The 20,663-nt window shown below is 37.5% G+C and carries 17 protein-coding genes and 1 other RNA gene; 8 read left to right on the forward strand and 10 right to left on the reverse strand.

Translation table 11 applies throughout. The annotated features are described in order from the left end of the window. Positions 1 to 11: 11 nt before the first annotated feature. The 5 genes from ABFU83_RS05990 to ABFU83_RS06010 all read right to left on the reverse strand — a co-directional run bounded on the left by ABFU83_RS05990 (position 12) and on the right by ABFU83_RS06010 (position 9,977). Positions 12 to 503 carry a hypothetical protein gene (locus ABFU83_RS05990; protein ID WP_347069591.1) on the reverse strand — a complete coding sequence of 164 codons (492 nt, stop codon included), beginning with the start codon at positions 501 to 503 and terminating at the stop codon, positions 12 to 14. Between the two features lie 693 nt (positions 504 to 1,196). Continuing rightward, a complete protein-coding gene (locus ABFU83_RS05995; protein WP_347069592.1) occupies positions 1,197 to 3,116 on the reverse strand; it encodes an OmpA family protein in 1,920 nt (639 codons plus the stop codon). Between the two features lie 11 nt (positions 3,117 to 3,127). Beyond that, positions 3,128 to 4,036 carry a type IX secretion system membrane protein PorP/SprF gene (locus tag ABFU83_RS06000; RefSeq protein ID WP_347069593.1) on the reverse strand — a complete coding sequence of 303 codons (909 nt, stop codon included), beginning with the start codon at positions 4,034 to 4,036 and terminating at the stop codon, positions 3,128 to 3,130. Between the two features lie 40 nt (positions 4,037 to 4,076). Continuing rightward, entirely contained in the window at positions 4,077 to 9,464 is a 5,388-nt protein-coding gene (locus ABFU83_RS06005; RefSeq protein WP_347069594.1) for a gliding motility-associated C-terminal domain-containing protein, read from the reverse strand. Positions 9,465 to 9,482: 18 nt separating this feature from the next. Beyond that, on the reverse strand, positions 9,483 to 9,977 hold the full coding sequence (locus tag ABFU83_RS06010) for a hypothetical protein (protein ID WP_347069595.1): 495 nt from the start codon (positions 9,975 to 9,977) through the stop codon (positions 9,483 to 9,485). Between the two features lie 448 nt (positions 9,978 to 10,425). Between ABFU83_RS06010 and ABFU83_RS06015 the strand changes: the two genes are divergently transcribed. The 7 genes from ABFU83_RS06015 to ABFU83_RS06045 all read left to right on the forward strand — a co-directional run bounded on the left by ABFU83_RS06015 (position 10,426) and on the right by ABFU83_RS06045 (position 16,653). Continuing rightward, positions 10,426 to 10,914 (forward strand): histidine phosphatase family protein, encoded by a 489-nt coding sequence (locus ABFU83_RS06015; protein WP_136401596.1) that lies wholly within the window; start codon positions 10,426 to 10,428, stop codon positions 10,912 to 10,914. After that, positions 10,911 to 13,025 carry a polyphosphate kinase 1 gene (gene ppk1, locus ABFU83_RS06020; protein ID WP_347069596.1) on the forward strand — a complete coding sequence of 705 codons (2,115 nt, stop codon included), beginning with the start codon at positions 10,911 to 10,913 and terminating at the stop codon, positions 13,023 to 13,025. The genes ABFU83_RS06015 and ppk1 overlap by 4 nt, the downstream gene beginning before the upstream one ends. A gap of 17 nt (positions 13,026 to 13,042) precedes the next feature. Continuing rightward, the gene (locus ABFU83_RS06025) at positions 13,043 to 13,933 is read left to right on the forward strand and encodes a Ppx/GppA phosphatase family protein (RefSeq protein WP_136401594.1); all 891 of its coding nucleotides are present in this window, start codon (positions 13,043 to 13,045) and stop codon (positions 13,931 to 13,933) included. A 3-nt stretch (positions 13,934 to 13,936) separates the two neighbouring features. After that, entirely contained in the window at positions 13,937 to 14,377 is a 441-nt protein-coding gene (locus ABFU83_RS06030) for a GNAT family N-acetyltransferase (RefSeq protein ID WP_347069597.1), read from the forward strand. 13 nt (positions 14,378 to 14,390) lie between these two features. Next, positions 14,391 to 14,948 carry a Crp/Fnr family transcriptional regulator gene (locus ABFU83_RS06035; protein ID WP_347069599.1) on the forward strand — a complete coding sequence of 186 codons (558 nt, stop codon included), beginning with the start codon at positions 14,391 to 14,393 and terminating at the stop codon, positions 14,946 to 14,948. Positions 14,949 to 15,039: 91 nt separating this feature from the next. Next, entirely contained in the window at positions 15,040 to 16,059 is a 1,020-nt protein-coding gene (locus tag ABFU83_RS06040; RefSeq protein ID WP_347069600.1) for an NAD-dependent epimerase/dehydratase family protein, read from the forward strand. A gap of 15 nt (positions 16,060 to 16,074) precedes the next feature. Continuing rightward, on the forward strand, positions 16,075 to 16,653 hold the full coding sequence (locus tag ABFU83_RS06045; protein WP_347069601.1) for an NAD(P)H-dependent oxidoreductase: 579 nt from the start codon (positions 16,075 to 16,077) through the stop codon (positions 16,651 to 16,653). Between the two features lie 3 nt (positions 16,654 to 16,656). Here ABFU83_RS06045 and ABFU83_RS06050 read toward each other — a convergent pair whose 3' ends face one another. The 3 genes from ABFU83_RS06050 to ABFU83_RS06060 all read right to left on the reverse strand — a co-directional run bounded on the left by ABFU83_RS06050 (position 16,657) and on the right by ABFU83_RS06060 (position 18,814). After that, positions 16,657 to 17,262 carry a DNA polymerase III subunit gamma/tau gene (locus ABFU83_RS06050; RefSeq protein ID WP_347069602.1) on the reverse strand — a complete coding sequence of 202 codons (606 nt, stop codon included), beginning with the start codon at positions 17,260 to 17,262 and terminating at the stop codon, positions 16,657 to 16,659. A gap of 77 nt (positions 17,263 to 17,339) precedes the next feature. Beyond that, complete coding sequence (dnaX, locus tag ABFU83_RS06055; RefSeq protein WP_347069603.1) at positions 17,340 to 18,425, reverse strand: DNA polymerase III subunit gamma/tau; 1,086 nt, start codon at positions 18,423 to 18,425, stop codon at positions 17,340 to 17,342. A gap of 89 nt (positions 18,426 to 18,514) precedes the next feature. Then, positions 18,515 to 18,814 (reverse strand): hypothetical protein, encoded by a 300-nt coding sequence (locus tag ABFU83_RS06060; RefSeq protein WP_347069604.1) that lies wholly within the window; start codon positions 18,812 to 18,814, stop codon positions 18,515 to 18,517. Positions 18,815 to 18,933: 119 nt separating this feature from the next. On the opposite strand from ABFU83_RS06060, the gene rnpB reads away from it, so the two are divergent. Beyond that, positions 18,934 to 19,255: RNase P RNA component class A (gene rnpB / locus ABFU83_RS06065), an RNA gene on the forward strand. Between the two features lie 5 nt (positions 19,256 to 19,260). On the opposite strand, the gene rsmD is transcribed toward rnpB, so the two are convergent. Beyond that, positions 19,261 to 19,848: a 16S rRNA (guanine(966)-N(2))-methyltransferase RsmD gene (gene rsmD, locus ABFU83_RS06070; protein ID WP_136401588.1), complete on the reverse strand. Its 588-nt coding sequence runs from the start codon at positions 19,846 to 19,848 to the stop codon at positions 19,261 to 19,263. Further along, the gene (locus ABFU83_RS06075; protein ID WP_347069605.1) at positions 19,845 to 20,654 is read right to left on the reverse strand and encodes a DUF3822 family protein; all 810 of its coding nucleotides are present in this window, start codon (positions 20,652 to 20,654) and stop codon (positions 19,845 to 19,847) included. The genes rsmD and ABFU83_RS06075 overlap by 4 nt, the downstream gene beginning before the upstream one ends. Between the last annotated feature and the right edge of the window lie 9 nt (positions 20,655 to 20,663).

Below are 20,663 nucleotides of genomic sequence, written 5' to 3' on the forward strand. Positions count from 1 at the left end.
TTTAATAAAATTTAACTAGGTATGGATATCGAGTATATGATCAAATAATCATGACGATTATTTAGAAACAGGCTTTTGATATAATCCGGATTGCATTTAAAATCACAGATAATATAGATATACTTCAGATTCTTGAATTTTTCAAGTGCTGTCGGATCGATCCTTGCTGCGTCATTGGCACTGAGCTTAAGAGTAAGCATTTCCAATGAACCGATGTTATCCATCGCGAGCAATTGCCTGAATGAAGCCGCATCAACTTCGGCATAATACAAATTACCTTGCGTTAAATTTTTCTCTTTACCATTAAGGATGTAAAGTTTGGGATGTAATTCTTTTAATAATGATTTTACATGATCATAATCAAAAGCGGAACCTTCTTTTTTACTTCCATACCCGTTGTTTGTCATTAAATCCTGGTAGGATATAAAAGTTTGTGAATGTACCGTTTCTGCCAGGAGGAATAGCAGAAACAGTACGGCTGCTTTTTGTTTTAAAGCGTTCATAATCAATATATTTAATTAAATTAGTTGCGAAACAAATGGCATAAGGAATCCCAGGGCGATAAAACTGTAGCGTTCTAACACCTATAGAAATACGGTATGCAAAGTCATGGAACAAATTGTCAGGATAAGCGACAAAAAGTACGTAGCGACTTAATTAAAAGGGTAGTACTGTTTTAGGAAATGAAAAAGTAAAATGCGATATAAATTAGTGGTATCGCAATAGACATACGGATTTTATCGCGGAACATTGTATGTATTTTAAGCGGAAGTGGTATTTACTTAAAATAAAAACAATGCCTTGCCGTGTTTCTAGTGATACTAAATTATTCAAATAAAATCGGGATTACTTCTTTTCGTAAGGTTTTTCGATAAAAGGACTTTTTTTATCTGTGAAGTAACGTTTATTTTAGACTTGATTTGTTATATATTTCTTGTTTTTATAAAAATCCGACAGGAGAAAGTATGCGGTTCTGTTAAATTAAATAGACTTTATGGTTAATCATATGGACAATTTCTCTGAGGTTTTTCTCTATTGAATAGGAATAGTTAGTTTTGTATCTGCATCTCTATTTATATAAAAAATAAAAGTTTTGCTAAAATATTCCAATCCAAATACCCAAAAATGCAAAAGCATCCTCTTTTAAAAAGGATGCTTTTGTCGTTTTAAAATAGATATAATTAAATAAAAAAAGACTACATTTTTACGATGATAAATTCGCTACGTCTGTTTTGCTGGTGTTCGGCTTCAGAGCAGGGAACACCATCGGAACAACGGTTTATCGGTTGCGTTTCGCCATAACCTTTGGCGGTTAGACGATTTCGATCGATACCATGTTTTACTATATATTCCAAGGTCGAATTGGCTCTTCTGTCGGACAAACGCTTGTTGTATTGATGCGTTTGGCGGCTATCCGTATGCGATTGAATATCGAGGGTTATGGTTGGATGTTCTTTTAGAACGGTAATTACTTTTTGAAGTTCCACTTCGGCATCCGGACGGATATTCCATTTATCCAGATCAAAATAGATGATTTCGAGGGAAAGCACTTTTGTCAGATCACTGCCTGATTTGATGGGAACACTTTTTTTCTCCAATTCGATATTTAGTGTGGTTTCACCTGTTTTGGCCGGTATGATCACACTGGTTTCCCGGGTTTGATATCCGTCCTTTTCGGCTTTGATATAATAGATTTTATCACAATCGATCGTTTCAAAACGGTATAATCCACCGGAATCGGTTTGGAGCGAATCAATTGATTTCCTATTAGCATCAAAAAGGGATACTTTGGCATTGGCCAACGGTAAGCTCTTTTCCTTATCGGTGATTCTTCCTTTTAGAAGCTGTTTGCAAGGCAATTCTTTAACCTTATAAATATCATCGGATCCTTGTCCGCCATCCCGATTAGAGCTAAAATACCCCATTTGTTTCTGACTATCGATGATTAGCGCAAAATCGTCTTTTGGACTGTTTAAAGGGCTACCTAAATTTTCAGGCACCGAATAACCATTTGCCAGGATTTTGGATTTAAAAATATCCAGTCCGCCAATTCCTAAATGCCCGTCGGAAGCAAAATACAGTTCGTTTTTTTGTGAAACAAACGGAAAGGTTTCCCTTCCGGATGTATTGATGGTTTTTCCCAGATTTTCCGGTTTTCCATAGGTTCCATCGCTATTGATGGTTACTTTATAAATATCGGAATTTCCAAGACTACCCGGCATATCGGACGAAAAATACAGTGTTTTTTCATCCGGACTCAATGCCGGATGCGCCGTACTGTAGTTGTTGCTGTTAAACGGCATTTCGGTTACATTGTCCCATTTTCCTTCAGAAAGTGTCGCTTTGTAGATTTTAAGCTTGATGATCCGATCGGAACTTTTTCCCTTTTTTCTATTGTTGTAATTATTCCGGGTAAAATACATTGTTTTACCATCTTTAGAAAATGCCGGGGTCGATTCATGAAAACGGCTATCAATATTTTTTGAAAACTTTTTTGCAGGTGACAGATAACCCTCCCCAGTGTTCTGTGCTACATAAAATTTAGTAAAATACTGATTGGTCCATTGGTGTTTCCGTTGAAATATGCCCCCGGCATCACGAGCAGAGCTAAACACTAACTCGTTATTATAAAAAGCCGGACCATAATCGGAATATTTAGAATTAATTCTGGTGTTTTCTACCTGAAAACGTCCGGAATTTTCCCGTAATTTCCAAATATAATCCGGATTATTAAGTAGTTCATTAGCCAATTGATCGTTGGTTTTCTTATAGAAAACCAACAGCATTTGGTTGGCTTTATCATAGTGTCCAATCGCTTTTAAAGTTTGAGCATACCGAAAATAAGAAATCGGTTCGACAGTCTGGTTAAGCGTAAAAAGTTTTTCGTACCATTTTTCTGCCTTATCAAGATCCCCGTTAAAATAATAGGAATTGCCCAGTTTTTCAAACAGGTGTGCAGAATTATACCCTTTTTTCGCCACTTTTTCATAAATTTTAATAGCATCTATATAAGCATAATGATCGTATTTTTTATCAGCGTTGCTGATGCTGTTTTTTTGAGGAAAAGTAGCAGAATAACTGATCAAGGCTATTAGCAATATCACTTTTTTTTTCATCATCATACGCTTTAGAAGAAACGCGGTGCTAGCACCCGGTTATAGTTATTTAAAAACTCATATCGAAGAAAAATTTCATGGGATCCCGAATTGTAATTCGCTAATCGCGAGGTTTCGGCATCATAAGCATAGCCGATAAACCAGGAATCGGATACCTGAAATCCGGCCAACGCACTTACAGCAGCATCCCAACGATAGCCAACACCAAGGGTAAGTTTTTCACTGATCAGGAAGTTCCCGGACAGGTCGACTTGTATCGGTGCGCCTTCTACTGCTTTTACCAACAGTGTCGGTTTGAATTTTAATTCACTGCTAAAATCAAATGTGTGTCCGGTGATAAAATAATAGTGTAGTCGTTCTTTGGTCACCGAAACGGAATTATCTTTATAATGTTTGGTTTCCAGAAAATTAGGAACCGAAAAGCCAAAATAGGTATTATCAGAATGCACGTAAATTCCGGCGCCGACATTAGGACTGAAATCCATATTAAGATTTTGAAACTGCGGATCACCCTGCTGTAGTATATTTAGTTTATTAATATCCAGGTTAAACAGATTGGCCGTTGCTTTTAATCCGAAGGAAATTGTATATTCTCTTAAAGGGTGTATACTATACGAAAAATCCATCGAGAAATTGTTTTCAGATGAAGGGCCTATTCTATCGTTATTAAATGATAGCCCCAAACCGATTTTTTCATTTTTAAGCGGCGTATTTACTGAGAGCATTACGGTAACCGGTGCTCCGTCTAATCCAACCCATTGTTGTCTGTACATCCCAAAAATACTCGTTGTGCCTCGCGAACCCGCATAGGCCGGATTAATCATGATTGTGTTGTACATATATTGTGTATATTGAGCGTCCTGCTGTGAATATCCGATGGTTCCCATCATTATCAATAGTATTTTAAAATATGTTTTCATGTGCGCCTGATTATTAAATTGAACTATATTGTAAAACAGATTAACGAGCCAGATATAGATAACCTGTTTTGCTATGTCCGTCACCATTTTTATCTTTATATTTCAAGATATAATAATAGGTTCCTTCTGGTAACTCGGTTTTTTTACTAAAAGTGGAGCGACCTTCTGATATACCCCGGAATACACGGGTTGTATTATTGTAGCTATCCGTATGAAAGACTAATACACCCCATCTGTTGTAAATTTCAACACTGTTTTGCGGATAAAAAAGGATTCCATCGATATAAAAGACATCATTATTACCATCATCATTTGGTGATACAGCACTATAAACAGTGATCGATTGGGCTGGCTGTATAGTACACCGGTCGTGTATTTCGATATGAATCTCAAAAGTGCTCAGACAGTTCGTATCGATAACAGTATAGCGGATTATATAGTTACCTAACGCTAACAAATTCGGATTTAAAAAATGGTCTGTTACTATAACAGCACTATTATCAGCCGACCAGGTGCCATTTTGAGGTGTATTTTCCGGTAACAGACTGAATAAATCCAATGGTTCGTCATCGACACATAAGGCACCTGATACTTTAGTCGATGCATTAGTATTCACAACATTGACCGTTTGTGTATAAATTTGTGTATTCAAACAGGCATCATTTGCTGTCCAGGTACGAATGATACTATAGGTTTGAGCTGTTTGATCGGTTGTGTTTTCACTATACGCTACTGTTACAGCACCTTCGCAGTTGTCTGTAAAAGTCAGTTCGGGAACCGGTGGAATGTTGGAACAATCCGTATCGATCGCTGTTTCAAGGTCAGAAGTTAATGAAGGTGCAACATCATCTGAAACCGTTATTATCTGAATATGATGAGACTTATTATCACAGGCATCGGTAAAAATCCAGGTTCTTGTAATTATAAATGAATGAGGACAATCTCCAGCTGTTATTGTATCTGTACCTAAAGCGGTCATTTCTCCGGAACAATTATCAATCGCTGTAAGAGTAGGCATTATTGGAATAGCATTACTACACGATACGGTTGTATCCACAGGTGCGTTTTGAATTACCGGCGGCGTTTCATCCTTGAAATTTATATACTGTGTGATCTTGGATGTATTCCCACAAGTATCCGTAAAGACCCAGGTTCTAACGATAGTATAGGAATTCGGGCAACTTTTCTGCATAATAGTATCCTGACCTGCTACCGTTATTTCACCCGAACAGTTGTCTATTGCTGTCAGACTGATCATATCCGGTATTGTATCACCACAGCTCAGTGAAATATCGGCAGGAGCAACTGGAACGACAGGGGCTATACTATCAATAATCTTGATACTTTGTGTCGTGTATGATGTATTGCCACAGTCATCCGTAAATGTCCAGGTTCTAACAATAGTGTAGGAATTCGGACAATTACCCGGAATAGCCATATCCTGACCTTCGACTGTTATTTCTCCCAAGCAATTGTCTATTGCTGTTAAACGGATCATTTCCGGGATTTGGCTATCACAGTCCAGGGTAATGTCTGCTGGACCTACTGGTGCCAACGGTGGAATCGTATCCATAATAGTAATGTTTTGGGATACGCTGGAGGTGTTTTCACAAGCATCCGTAAAAGTCCAGGTTCTGACGATTCTATAAGATCCGGGACTGTTCCCTGGAATACTGGTTTCCTGTGGCATAACCGTGATGGCGCCGGAACAGTTGTCCATTGCAGTCAGGCTGATCATCTCCGGAACGGCATCAACACAATTAACGGTTATATCGTCCGGAGCCGTTGGAGCTACTGGTGGAATAGTATCAGTACTACTAAGGCTGGCCGTAGTTGTTGTTGCGTTTCCACAGGAATCGGTAGCCGTAAAGGTTATTATTGTGTTGTCTAAACAGATGCTTGTTAGATTATTAAAGTCATTGGTCCAGGTAGTCGCCCCACAATTGTCGGTCACAGTAGCGCCACCATTGCTGTTTAACCAATCCTGTAAAGAAGCATTAGTTGTATCGCAAACCACAGTGATATTTTGTGCCGGAGTTGTAATTACCGGTGCAATGTTATCCATTATGGTAATGGTTTGTATTTGCGTGTTTACATTGTCACAATCGTCGGTTAAGGTCCAGGTTCGGGTTATGATTTTTGTTCCGGAACAGTTTCCATCGGCTACCGTATCGGTAAATACCGCCTCCAAACCGGATGCACAATTGTCATTTTCATCGGTTACATCGCCGGTAATGGCAAGGGAAGCGTCGTAATTACAACTTGCATCGGAGTAAATAGTACTATCAGCCGGTACGGTAAATGTAGGGGCAATAGTATCGTTTACGGTTATATTTTGGGATACACTCGAAGTATTCCCGCAATCATCGATAAAAGTCCAGGTTCTAACGATGATATAATTATTGGGACAAATGGCTATAGTGGTCATTTCCTGTGCCGGAACGGTTATCGCTCCAGAACAATTGTCAATTGCTGTTAGACTGATCATCGGTGGAACAGCACCCACACAATCAACGGTTATATCTGCCGGAGGTATTGGTGCTACCGGCGGAATAGTATCAGTACTACTAAGGCTGGCCGCTGTTGTTGTTGCATTTCCACAGGAGTCGGTAGCTGTAAAGGTTACCATTACGCTATCAAAACAGTTGTGTCCCAAAGCATTAAAATCATTGGTCCAGGTTATCCCTCCGCAATTGTCGGTCGCTATAGCTCCACCATTGTTGTTTAGCCAATCCTGTAAAGAAGTATCAGTTGCGTCGCAAGCTACAGTGATATGCTGTGCCGGAGTTGTAATCACAGGTAGAATAGTATCTGATATTGTAATTTGCTGAACATAATTTTGGTTTGTAGAACAGATGCTATTGCTAGTAAAAGTCCGGGTTACAATTAAGGGACAAGTTCCTGATTTTGTATCTACATAAGTAATTGTGTTATCCAATGGCAGGGTAATGATTGTACCACCTGCAGCCAAAAATTGATCATTACTAATTGTTACCGGAGTTTCGCTATAAACTAATCCGGTAATAGCAACAGTGTCGCATCCTTCTATAGTTTGGTTAGCGGGTGCTGTAATTACTGGGGTTGAAGTTATCGTAACTTCAAAATTAGTATAGCAACTAATATTACCGGGTGGAATAGCATAATAGGTTTGGGTTCCAGGAGTTACAGGAAATGGATTGCTACTGGTGTATTCGATTGTGGCCGAATCAACAGGGTAGTTGCTATAGAAATGTGTCCCTGGAATAAAAACGGGGCTTAATTGCGAGTATAAATTTAAACCTGAGGTGTTGCAAAAATCAAAATGCAATAGGTCTGGGGTGTCTTCACATTCCGCAGTCACGTAATCATCTTTTATGATTGAAATACTTAATGGTTCATATATAGGTTCACCAAGACATAAACCCGAAGTTGTATATCCCTGGGTAAAGGATAAGTCTGTTATCGGGACACCCGTAATGGCTCCAACACCGGAGCTGGTACCATTAATAACAACTGCCGGAATACAATTTAAATTTTTTAAAATATTGCAATCATCCGTTACCTTTAGCTTAAAGGTTAATTCACCTAAAATATCCGATGTGTTTGCTGATATAGGTAAGGTTCCTATATCCCATATAATAGAGCCAGATGCGCCTTCATTCGGATTAAATGTTAGGGTATTAGGCGTAGGTAAGGGGTTAAAAAAAATAGTATTTGATCCGCTGCCTTCTATATATTTTGTCATAAAAGGTATCGGTATATGTAACACTGCATTATTGATCGCTTCGGTTCCGTTATTATAGATTTTTATTTTATATTCTATTTCCTGTTCTGGTAAAACGCTCAACGTACCGGAACCGACCGGAGTTCCATCTATATTTGCCACCGTCGTAACAACTTCCAGATTTGGTATATAAGAATCAATTGCCATCGCTATTAAGAAGATAATATAGAAATCACGATTGGTACCATACCGGAATTTTGTTGAAGTTTGGTTATTGGTTATAACACTATTGTTCGGATTAGGTACCATAAAAGCACTAATATCCACACCGGTACTGTTGAGCAAATTAGGATTTCGGGGGCCATCGATATTGATCGAAGAATTAAAAAAATTATTGGGATTATTGCCGGAATGCCTCAGCCTTAACCAACTATTATCACTTTGTTTCTGAATGCTGAAAAAATCACCGGAATATGTACGATCACCTTCTCCTGCCATGACACCTATTTTTATATTTACAGGACCATTTTGTGTAGTATTAAATCCACTTACGGGCAATTCAAAATTATTATTCACTCTTACATATCCATAGCCATCAAAAACAGTTACAGATCTGGAATTCATTTTAGAGTTTTCATAGATTACAATTAATCCCCAACCGCCATAATAACCAGTATTAAATTCGTAGCCCTCTGTTGTGGCAATGTCGGCTACTGTATATTCACCTAAACCATGTTCTTTCACATAGTTGGTGACTTCGGCATAACCCGAATACATATGGGAATCTGTGTCTGTTGGGTAATAAATATCGTTGGGATTGGCAGTGATTGTACTATAATTGGTAGCTCCTGGGCCTTTTATGGAAACTGTTCTCTTGTTAAAGTTTTTTGTTATTGTTTGAGTTGTGTTTCTAATGCCCCTTACACTTGTATAGGCAACAGCGGTTGCCCTATAGTCTGCTAACGATAAATCGTCTCTGATATCTCTTTCCAAAGCATTAATGGTCAAGGTGACACCTGAAGGTTGTGAAAAAATAGTTACAGGCGTAAAGCGGACGCTTCGAATGTTTCCATCTATCAATTCCTGTTGATTGTCGGGTAGTATCCAGTTACCTGAATTGATCCTGTAACGGATGTAAGGAATTTCATTTTGAAATTCAAAATCTACGGAATTGTTCCCCCTAAATTCGTACACAATACTACCATTATTACGAACTGTCATGTTCGTTTGGGTATAAATGATGTTTTCTCCATGATGAATTATTGGATCTTCGTTTACTGGTGTTGGAGGCAAAGTAACATTTTTGGTTACCGTAAAGGTATTTGGGCTAACTCCATCAGTAGCTCTGGCTCTGCCAGACCAGTATAAACCGGCATAAATAATATTTGAACAACTGGGAATAGCGCCGTTTTCCGTAGAAAAAGTTAATGTTGCCGATGACGAATTCAACGTAGTTATATCATTGTCAACATCTACATAGATCATTTCGGAATTATTATTATTAGTATTATCTGTGTAGTTCGCCAATGTTAAGTTTGTATTTCCAATCATGCAAAAATCTCCTTTTACATTGTAGATCTTTTTATTGGGTGAATATTGTGAGGTTCTTTGTTTAAATGGTACTCTTATCTGAGAAAACGTTTCCAGGGCGGTAATAACAAACAAAAATACCAGGGCGCTTTGGATAGAAACTCCAATTTTTAAGGGTATAGTAATATTTTTCATATTAAAACTTTTGCAGGATTATTGTTCGGGTGTGATAAGTGAATAAATAATCAGATAATTGCGCCGACTGTCTGAAAAAAGACTTTTAATGTCTTGGTAACTACAATCATTATCGCAGATCAGGTGGATATACTGTAAGTGTTGGAGTTTCTGAAGATCTGCAATATGAGCTTTAGTGGTATTGTTTTTTGTAATTCGGAGTGTGAGTATTGTAAGTTGATTTGTGTCTCGTTCTGAAAGTAATTGTTTTATTGAGGAAGTGTCGACTTCTGCATAATTTAGCGTGCCGTTTTGTGTTCGGTCATTTACGATTCCGTTTATGATATATAGTTTGGGTTCAACCGATTTTAGATAAGTTTCCATTTTGGTGAAATCGATACCGGTTGTATTTTGACGACTATCATATTGAGTATCTATAAAATCAGTATAGGATATAAAAGTTTGACTATGGACAGTTGTTACCATTAGTAAAAATAGGTATATGACTTTTAATCTTTTTTTTAAAGTGTTCATCGTTTGTTTGTTTTTGTATTAAAGACGACATATGAATCTCCATGCATTAAATAGGGAGTTTAATGCTGAATTGTTTATTATTCTAAAATCTGGAGAATCCTCTTTGTCCCGGTTATAGACGTAAAAGGGTTTTAAATACCTTATTAAAAAATCAGAATGTAGCGAATTACATTAGTAACGGATTGATGATATCCTGATCTTGTGTATTTAAAATAAACTGTGAAATTATAATGATAAAACAGTAATAAATTTTTTATTCTGTATTATTTTGGTGGTATAATTGTTTTTTATAACATAAAGTTATTAAAATGTAGTAAATGTAGTTTACAGGAATCTTACTTTTCGATAAAACGACTTGTTTTATCTTCGAATTAACATTTTTTTGATAGTTGCAGACTGGCATTTTTCTTTTTTTTTGACGTACTTTATAGAATAAATCTTTTTCATCATGAAAAATTTAATTCTAATCCGTCACGCTAAATCGAGCTGGGAAACCCCGAGTAAAGATATTGACAGACCTATTTCTCAAAGAGGTATTCATGATGCCAATATCATTTTTAGTCAGCTAAATGGTTTCTTACCTAAAACGTTTTTAGTCTGGAGTAGTCCCGCTAAACGCGCCAGAGAAACGGCCATGATATTTTCTCAAAATCTGTCAATCCCATACGAGAGTGTTATTATAAATGAGAACTTATATACTTTTGATAGTAAAAATCTTGAAGAAGCCATAAAGAAATGCGAAAACAGGTTCGATAGCCTAATTCTTTTTGGACATAACGAGGCTATCACAGATTTTGTTAATAAATTTGGTGACCTTTATATTGATAATGTGCCCACCGCAGGATTTGTTTCAATAAGCTTTGAACAAAACGAATGGAACACTATTCATAAAGGAAAAACAATAAAAACCTTATTTCCAAGGCAGTTAAAAGTATGACATCTCACGAAAACAGATATATTGAAAGAGAAAAAAGTTGGTTGGCATTTAATGCAAGAGTTTTACAGGAAGCAGCAGACGAAAGTGTTCCATTATTAGACAGACTTCGGTTTTTAGGTATATTTTCCAATAATTTAGACGAGTTTTTTCGCGTACGCTATGCAGCTGTACGCAGGCTAAGTATGGAAGGAATTTCCGGTGAAAAAATCTTAGGTGGTATTTCCGCCCAGCAATTACTAAAAGATATTACCGAAATTGTAATCGAACAACAATCCGAAAGTTTGCGTATTCTCAGTGTCATTGAAAAAATGCTCGAACGTGAGAATATTTTTATTATCAATGAATCTGAAACCAATAAAGAGCAACAAAATTTTATTAAAGAGTTTTTTATCCAGAAGGTAAGCCCCGAATTGGTGACGATTATCCTTAACGATCTGGATGAATTTCCATTGTTAAAAGATACATCCGGTTACCTGGCAATAAAATTGGTGATGAATCCCAAAAACAAGGTTCGGGAGGAATCCGAAATTATCCAGAAAAAAGAAGTGCGTTATGCAGTGGTCGAAATTCCTAAAACGATCAATCGTTTTGTGGTACTTCCATCCAGTAACGACAAACAATATATTATATTGTTAGATGATGTAATTCGCTATAACCTACACAGTATCTTCAATATATTCGATTACGAAAGTATCTCGGCGCATATGATTAAAATTACCCGTGATGCCGAACTCGATATTGATTCCGATCTGAATAAAAGTTTGATCGAAAAAATTTCAACCAGTGTAAAAGACCGTAGGATTGGAGAACCCGTACGTTTTGTTTATGATCAATCGATCGATAAAGATACACTGGCTTTTTTCCTTACCCGAATGAAGATCGATGCGACCGATAGTCTTATTCCCGGCGGACGGTACCACAACCGTCGTGATTATATGGATTTCCCGAATTTAGGACGTTACGATTTGCTTTTTAGACAAAATCCGCCTTTACCGGTCGTTGGTTTAAGTCTGGAAGGAAGTATTCTGGAACGAATTAAACAACAGGATTTTCTGGTTAATGCGCCTTATCAGTCGTTTTCCTATCTGATTAAATTTTTAAGGGAAGCCGCATTGGATCCAAAAGTAACGTCTATCAAAATCACGTTATACCGCCTGGCTAAAAATTCCCAGATTATCAGTTCCCTGATCAATGCTGCTAAAAATGGGAAAAGGGTTATTGTACAAATCGAATTACAGGCACGTTTTGACGAAGCCAGTAATATTTCGTATGCCGAACAAATGCAAACGGAAGGTGTTGAACTGATTTTTGGTGTTAAAGGACTAAAAGTGCATAGTAAAATTTGTGTGATTGAGCGCCTGGAGGAAGGGAAAATTTTTAGATACGGTTTTATTTCTACCGGTAATTTTAACGAAGCTACTGCAAAAATTTATACCGATGTAACACTGCTCACAAGTCACCAGCCGATTTTAAGGGATATTAATCGGATTTTCGATTTCTTTGATGTGAATTACCGCGTGCATCGCTACAAGCATCTGATTGTTTCGCCACATTATACCCGTTCGAAGTTTATCAAACTCATCGAAAGGGAAATGCACAATGCCAAAGAAGGAAAGGAAGCCTATATTAAATTAAAAATGAATAGTTTGTCCGATTTTAAAATGATCGATAAATTATACGAAGCCAGTCGCGCTGGTGTCAAAATTCAACTGATTGTCCGCGGTATTTGTTCCTTGATACCAGGCGTATTGGGAATGAGCGAGAATATTGAAGCGATTAGTATTGTTGACAATTATCTGGAACATGCGCGGATTTATATTTTTGGTAACGAAGGTGATCCGGAAGTCTATATTTCGTCAGCCGATTTTATGACCCGAAATCTCGATGCCCGGGTAGAGGTAACCTGTCCGATTTATGATTCGAATATTAAAAACGAATTAATCGAAACTTTTAATATCGGTTGGAAAGGAAATGTAAAGGCACGATTGCATTCGGAAAATCTGGAAAATAAATACCGGAAACGTCCCAAAGAAAAAATGTTCCGGGCGCAATTGGAAACCTATAATTACTATCGCAACCAAATGGAAGTGATCGTTGAAAAAAAACTCTAATCTGATTTTAGAATAATATGATTTCGATTAAAAAATATGCCGCTATCGATATCGGATCCAATGCTATGCGACTATTGATCACTAATATCGTGGAGCAGGTCGGTAAAGAAACGCAATTTAATAAAAGTGAATTGGTTCGCGTTCCCATTCGTTTGGGACAGGATGCTTTTACTGTGGGCGAAATTACCGATGATAATATCGAGCGAATGGTTGATGCGATGAAAGCGTTTAAGCTGTTAATGAAAGTATATAAAGTAGAACGTTATATGGCTTGTGCTACTTCGGCTATGCGTGAGGCTTATAACGGACAGGAAGTGGCTGATATTATCAAGAAAAAAGCCGATATAAAAATCAATATTATCGACGGAAAAAAAGAAGCTAAAATTATAGCATCTTCCGATTTACGTCACTTTATTAAAACGGATCAAACGTATCTTTATGTAGATGTTGGCGGGGGAAGTACCGAGTTTTCGTTGTTCTCCGAAGGTCAAATGGTTGCTTCCAAATCGTTTAAAAATGGTACGGTTCGTTTACTGAATAATATGGTAAATGAGGTGGTTTGGCAGGAAATTGAAAAATGGATTAAAGTACAAACAGAACCGTATGATCATATTACATTGATCGGTTCCGGTGGAAATATCAATAAATTATTTAAACTTTCCGGGAAATTACAGGAAAAGCCATTGTCGTATGCCTATGTAAACGCACAATATCAATACCTGAATTCATTATCGTACGAACAGCGTATCTCCGAAATCGGTTTAAATCCGGATCGTGCGGATGTCATTATCCCGGCAACGCGGATTTATCTGAATGCTATGAAATGGAGTGGTGCCAAAAATATTTATGTGCCAAAAATAGGTTTATCTGATGGGATTGTTAAGGCTATGTATTACGACAAAATTTAAAAAATGGAGATGACAATTGTTACACCTTCTATAGCGGATTATATAGAGATTACCGATGTATGGGAAGCGTCCGTTCGTGCAACACATACCTTTTTGACGGAAGCCGATATTCAATACTACAAACCGCTGATTTTAAATGAATATCTAAAAGCAGTAAGCCTTTTCTGCACGCATGATCAAAACAAAATTACTGGTTTTCTAGGGGTAGATGACGATAAAATTGAAATGCTTTTTATCTGTCCCGATTATCGTGGAAAAGGAGTAGGTAAAGCTTTGCTTGATTTTGCTGTAAAGGAACTAAAGGCACGAAAAGTTGCTGTAAATGAACAAAATGTACAGGCGGTGGGTTTTTATGAATATCTCGGTTTTAAAACGGTGAAGAGAGAACCTTTGGATCCTAATGGAAAACCGTTCCCGATTTTATCTATGGAGCTTCAAAAATAATAGAACTATTTTTATGAAAACGTTGTTTAAAAAACTGGGGGTTCTGACGGTAGCCGAATTGGATATGCTGGATGATATCCTTACCCAACGAAGTTTAAAAAAAGGGGAATACCTGATAGAGGAAAATACCGTTTGTGATGAAATTGTTTTTATTAAATCCGGAGCGCTGCGTTCTTTTTATATCAATGGTGATGGTGATGAAATTACCAATTGCATCACCTTTGAAAATGAATTAATGTCTGCTTTTTCGAGTTTTGTGACTAAAAAATCAACAGATGAAAACATTCAGGCACTTTTTGATACCGAATTGGAAGTTTTGCATCAGGACGACCTCGAACGCTTGTATTTTCAGAATAGCAACTGGCAAAAGGTGGGACGTATTCTGGCCGAAACCCAATATGTGCAACTGGAAAAAAGAATTGCATCCTTTCAGAAATTTTCCGGTAAAGAACGTTACGAAGAATTGTTCCGATTACAGCCTTTATACATCAAATTGATTCCTTTACAATATCTGGCTTCATTTTTAGGAATTACACCAAGGCATTTGAGCCGTATCCGAAAAGTAGTCTAAGTTTTTAAATTCCGGGAGAATTTACTATTGGACATATGTCTGGTAATTTCTCTCTAATCCTCCAATATTTTTGCAGAAAACAATTCCAGTTATGCAAAAAAACATCCTTATCATTGGAGGAACAGGTCTGATCGGTTCAACCATTTTCCAAATTTTAAAATCCAGAAATCCCGATTGCAACCTGTTTATAGGCAGTCGTAAAGAAAGTAATTCCCCGAATCGGTTGACAATTGATGTGATGGATTATTCCACATTGTCTGAAATTTCCAAACAAGCAATCGACCTGATTGTATTATGCGTAAATGACAAACTAAATAATGTATTGCATTATGCGATCGACAATCAGATCGATTATATCGACATTACCAAACCCACTCCCGATTTGACTGAGGCATTTTCGATTGCCTCTAAAGAAAAGAAATTATCGAGTAAAATTGTATTTAGCTCCGGATGGATGGCGGGTGTTGTGCCCGGTTTACTACAGGATTTAGAAAATACAAAAGCGGTGGAATTATTCGTGTATTATTCGATTAAGGATAAAGCGGGTGAAAGTTCAGCACATTTTATGGCCGAAAATGTCAGCAAACCGTTTCTCCGTTATAAAGAAAATATACCGGTAACGCTCCTACATTTTTTAGATTCCGAAAAATACGATTTTGCCTTTGAAATCGGAAAACGACAGGTTTACAATTTTGATGTCCCGGATTTATTTATTCTGAATACCATTGAAAAAATCCCGACGGTTTCGGTTAAAATGACCTATAGTTCGAAATTGGTAACCTTTTTGTTAGGGATTTTTCAATCCGTCCGATTATTTGATCTTTTGTCGCTAAAAAACAGAAGATTGCTTTTTAGTGCCAACGGAAAAGGGGATAAAACAACCTTTGAAGTATTGACAACTACTACAACCGGAAGAACAAAAACTGTTTTACAAAGTGACAAAGGCCAATCGGAATTAACAGCCTTTGCGACGGTTTTGCATATTGAAAAAATGGGGAATACTTTTTTTTCCAATGGTATTTATTTTAGCCATCAATTGTATAAGTCAAATGAAATGATAACAGGATTAATGACTAATAAAACAATTAAAATCAATACATTTAAACTGTAAAGCAGCGATAGATTTATGAAAAACATATTGATCATTAATGGGCATCCAAATAAAGACAGTTTTAATTTCGCGTTAGCGAATGCGTATATAAAAGGAGCGAAAACAACCGATGCAAAAGTGTCGGTAGTTACAATTGCGGATCTGGAATTCGATCCGAACTTACGATTTGGGTATCAAAAACGAATGGAATTGGAACCGGATTTACAAAAAGCTTGGGAATTGATCAAAGAAGCCGATCATTTAGTTTGGGTACATCCGGTTTGGTGGGGCGGACTTCCGGCGATTACCAAAGGATTCCTGGATCGCCTTTTTTTACCCGGAATGGCATTTCGCTACCGTAAAGATTCGGTTTGGTGGGATAAATTACTAACCGGAAAAACGGCCCGCATTATGACAACACTGGATCAGCCGGGTTTTTATTATTGGCTTGTTTATGGTAAGCCAAGTGTAAATCAGTTAAAAAAAGCTGTCTTGGAATTTTGTGGGGTAAAGCCGGTAAAAGTGTCCTATTTTGGAAGTATAAAAACGTCAAATGCGGAACAACGCAAAAAATGGTTGGAAAAAGCCTTTCGTTTAGGACAAAAACTGGCCTAAAGATTATATATCAAGGTCAAATGTTTTACGCAATAATTCCAAAGCCGGATTGAGGGCTTTTAATTTGTCGAATTTTTCCAAAGCCGTAAAAGCATATTTGGTTTCAACAACTTCATTGACGTGGACATTGATAACAATGTCGTGGTTATGTAATTTTCCGCGTAAATAGCCTAGAAGTTCAATTTTATTATTGTCAAAATCAACTTTGGAGCCTTCGTTTGGCAACTCGAGTTTTATAGTTGTACCATCGGCATCCAAAACCGGATCGTTGATTTGCATATAAGTGGCCATAATTTTTTGCCCTTTATCACTTAAACGTTGTGCAAATTTATTCCATTGCAACAACATATCGGTTTCGGAAAAGGCTTCCCGCGGAAGTTCATCGTGTTGTAATACATTGGCTTTTTGCTGCGCTTCCAGTTCCTTTTTGGCCCGGATACTGGCCAACGAAAAAGCAGAAACTTTCTTTTCGGCATGCAGGTCGGGAGCAATCATAGGTTTAATCTCCGGTGTAACCATTTTTACCGCTACAGGTTCCGGATTAACGGGAACAACTGTTGTGGCAACTTCCTGCGACGGAATATGTACCGGCTCCGGATTGGGTTGCACCTGAGTTTGTGGAATAGCCGTTACTTCCGGACTTGGTGCGACCGGTTTTGGATTATTCCTAAAAAAATCGGGGGGAATTATGTATGACTTAGCTTTTTTTTTTCTCCATCAAAAGTAATGGAGGCCAGTTGCATAAGGCATAATTCAATTAAAAGACGTTGGTTCTGACTGCTTTTGTATTTTAAATCACAATCGTTTGCCACATCAATTCCCTGTAACAGGAATTCCTGAGACGTTTTTTGAGCCTGTTCTTTGTATAAATTCTGTGCCACTTCGCCAGCTTCCAATAATACTAAAGTTGCCGGATTTTTACATACCAATAAATCCCTGAAATGGGAGGCCAGTCCGGCTATAAAATGATGACCATCGAATCCTTTTGCCAGTATATCGTTATAAGCTAACAATAATTCCGGAATCCTGTTTTCCAGAATCAGATCCGTTACTTTAATATAGTATTCGTAATCTAATACGTTTAGGTTTTCGGTTACCGCCTGACGTGTCAGATTAGTCCCGCAATAGGAAACTACACGGTCAAAAATGGACAAAGCATCACGCATCGCACCATCTGCTTTTTGAGCAATGATATGGAGCGCATCGTCCTCAAAAACAATGTTCTGACTTTTGGCTACTTCAGCAAGGTGTTCTTTGGCATCTTTAACGGTAATACGTTTAAAGTCGAAAATCTGACAACGCGACAAAATAGTCGGGATAATCTTATGTTTTTCGGTAGTTGCCAGGATAAAAATAGCATGCTTTGGCGGTTCCTCTAATGTTTTAAGGAAGGCGTTAAAAGCTGCCTGGGAAAGCATATGCACCTCGTCGATGATATATACTTTAAATTTTCCGGTTTGCGGTGGGATACGTACCTGATCAATAAGGTTACGGATATCGTCTACGGAGTTATTCGAAGCCGCATCCAGTTCAAATACATTGAATGCAAAATCTTCATACGGATCATCGTAACCTTCCTGGTTGATTTTACGCGCCAGAATACGCGCACAGGTCGTTTTTCCAACACCACGCGGACCTGTAAATAGTAAGGCCTGCGCCAGATGGTTATTATCGATCGCGTTTAATAAAGTATTGGTAATAGCCTGCTGACCCACTACGTCTTTAAACGTTTGCGGTCTGTATTTACGGGCTGATACGATGAATTGTTCCATGACTTTATATTACAGCAAATATAGCGGTAAAAATAGCAAATTGCAAAACCGGCTGCAGATAGTTTTTAACAATATAAAGGGATAACACGCTATTCGGTTCTGCCTTTTATACTTAGGTCAATTAATACTTTTTCAATGTCATTTTCGGAAGAAGCCAATTGTCCGGCTACAAATACACCTTTTTCTCCGGTAATGGATTTAATGCCATATACGGTCGCTTCATCATCGGGATTGGTTTGGCCTTCGTAACGGTAAATATGAACGATCTCGTAATGGGATGGATTTTGAATAATATCCTGTTCGTGAATATTAAAATCAACCGAAAAACCTTTTTCGGCCAGTTCTTCCAAAGCTTTGGTAACGGTAGCATAGTGATACATACGGATCATGATTTAAAATTTGAGGTTACACTTTAAAGATAAGCATTTTATTCTCAACAGACTATAAAGCAATGTTAAAGTACTGTTGTTTAAAATGCCTGAAACACGAATATTCTACTATCTTTGCAGCTGCAGACCGCCTTATCGTCGTTCCGATTCTTCGGAAGGGAGGAAAGTCCGGACACCACAGAGTAGCATAGCGGGTAACACCCGTCAGTTCCGATTCGTCGGGATTAGGACAAGTGCAACAGAAAGTATGTACAGGTAATGCTGTAGTGAAACCAGGTAAACTCTATGCGGTGAAATGCCATGTATATCAACATTTAAGGGCTGCTCGTCCGTTGTTGAGGGGTAGGCAGATGGATCCCGACAGTAATGTCGGGGCTAGATAAATGATAAGGGTTCCGATGTATCGGAATACAGAATCCGGCTTACAGGTCTGCTTTTTTTTTATGTTAACTGTCAAATTCGTCTTCCTCGTCGGTTACATCTTCTTCCGTATCGTTTTCCAATTCAAAAAAGGAAAATACCGAACCTCCGTAGTTTTTCAAAAAGGAAAAGTTAGCCATATGACTAATAGGAGTATGTTTGGAATGCTCAATGATCATCATACCATCTTCTTCCAGTAGTTCGTTTTCAAATACCAGACTAACAATGCGTTCAAAGTCTTTTTGTTCCATTCCGTAAGGCGGATCGGCAAAAATAATATCAAAAGTAGCTTTGCTTTTTTCTAAAAATTTAAACACATCACTTTTGATCGCTGTAATGTCAAAGTCGAATTCCTTTGCGGTTTTTTTGATAAACGTAACACAGCCATAATCGCCATCTACACTAGTAATTGGCCCGGAACCACGGGACGCAAATTCATAACTGATGTTTCCGGTACCGGCAAACAAATCCAGAACCCGTAATTCTGAAAAATTAAAATAATTGTTTAATATATTAAATAGGGATTCTTTCGACATATCGGTTGTCGGACGAACTGGTAAATTTTTCGGAGGATTGATACGTCTTCCTTTATATTTTCCGGAAATTATTCTCATGAATGAAGGAGGATAAAATTTTCTAAAATACTGTTTTCTTCAAGCGAATAGCGCTCTTGCAAGGCCTGCGTATCCAACAACGCTATATTGCGCACATAACGATAGGCAATTTCATAGCAGGGATGATTCATGGTTATTTTACCTAACAAATTTACGACTACCGTTTCCGGATTGAGCTGTAATTGTTCGAGGGTAAACAATAGATAATACACAAAGTCTTCAGGTGTTTTATACTCAAAAGAATTAAATAATAATAACTTTAAATTATGCGTTATAATTATTTCAAAATGAGTATTTTGAACATGGATAAAAACCTGTTTTTCTTCTTTATTCCGAGACAAATCCAACAAAGCCGAAACCAATGGTGTATTGCTGTTTTTATAGTCAAAACTTCCGAACTGATCAATCAGGAAATTATTCGCATTCACAAACGGAACATATACATTATTCATTTCGTGAACCTCGATTTCATCAAAAGCAAAAAAATCAGATTCAAATACTTTGGTGTTGTATTGCAAATAACTTCCGAGGAAATTCTCATCGAATAGCGCTTTCGGTACAAAAGTGCTAAAGTTATTGTCGTGCAAAACCACAATATCATCATAATGCCGCGTTAACGCAGGATAGTCCACAAATGTTCTCCATAATTGATCTTCCAGCGATTGGGTATAATTAAACGCAACAGACTCTAATTCCAGAATACGATCATTCAGTGTGTCGGTAACACAAAATGAAAATCCGTTTGGAGCGACCTGAAGGGACAATTTTTTATAGTTTTTCAAAGCTATCGTGGCTGTTGATGACATTATCTGAAA

Source organism: Flavobacterium sp. WV_118_3 (assembly GCF_039778605.1).
Lineage (GTDB): Bacteria > Bacteroidota > Bacteroidia > Flavobacteriales > Flavobacteriaceae > Flavobacterium.

Excerpts from the sequence above, each read along its gene's own strand:
- ABFU83_RS06040 (WP_347069600.1), top strand. The coding sequence starts at position 15,040 with ATGCAAAAAAACATCCTTATCATTGGAGGAACAGGTCTGATCGGTTCA.
- rsmD (WP_136401588.1), bottom strand. The coding sequence starts at position 19,848 with ATGAGAATAATTTCCGGAAAATATAAAGGAAGACGTATCAATCCTCCG.
- ppk1 (WP_347069596.1), top strand. The coding sequence starts at position 10,911 with ATGACATCTCACGAAAACAGATATATTGAAAGAGAAAAAAGTTGGTTG.
- dnaX (WP_347069603.1), bottom strand. The coding sequence starts at position 18,425 with ATGGAACAATTCATCGTATCAGCCCGTAAATACAGACCGCAAACGTTT.
- ABFU83_RS06060 (WP_347069604.1), bottom strand. The coding sequence starts at position 18,814 with ATGATCCGTATGTATCACTATGCTACCGTTACCAAAGCTTTGGAAGAA.
- ABFU83_RS06015 (WP_136401596.1), top strand. The coding sequence starts at position 10,426 with ATGAAAAATTTAATTCTAATCCGTCACGCTAAATCGAGCTGGGAAACC.
- ABFU83_RS06010 (WP_347069595.1), bottom strand. The coding sequence starts at position 9,977 with ATGAACACTTTAAAAAAAAGATTAAAAGTCATATACCTATTTTTACTA.
- ABFU83_RS05995 (WP_347069592.1), bottom strand. The coding sequence starts at position 3,116 with ATGAAAAAAAAAGTGATATTGCTAATAGCCTTGATCAGTTATTCTGCT.
- ABFU83_RS06030 (WP_347069597.1), top strand. The coding sequence starts at position 13,937 with ATGGAGATGACAATTGTTACACCTTCTATAGCGGATTATATAGAGATT.
- ABFU83_RS06000 (WP_347069593.1), bottom strand. The coding sequence starts at position 4,036 with ATGAAAACATATTTTAAAATACTATTGATAATGATGGGAACCATCGGA.
- ABFU83_RS06035 (WP_347069599.1), top strand. The coding sequence starts at position 14,391 with ATGAAAACGTTGTTTAAAAAACTGGGGGTTCTGACGGTAGCCGAATTG.
- ABFU83_RS06005 (WP_347069594.1), bottom strand. The coding sequence starts at position 9,464 with ATGAAAAATATTACTATACCCTTAAAAATTGGAGTTTCTATCCAAAGC.
- ABFU83_RS05990 (WP_347069591.1), bottom strand. The coding sequence starts at position 503 with ATGAACGCTTTAAAACAAAAAGCAGCCGTACTGTTTCTGCTATTCCTC.
- ABFU83_RS06025 (WP_136401594.1), top strand. The coding sequence starts at position 13,043 with ATGATTTCGATTAAAAAATATGCCGCTATCGATATCGGATCCAATGCT.
- ABFU83_RS06075 (WP_347069605.1), bottom strand. The coding sequence starts at position 20,654 with ATGTCATCAACAGCCACGATAGCTTTGAAAAACTATAAAAAATTGTCC.
- ABFU83_RS06045 (WP_347069601.1), top strand. The coding sequence starts at position 16,075 with ATGAAAAACATATTGATCATTAATGGGCATCCAAATAAAGACAGTTTT.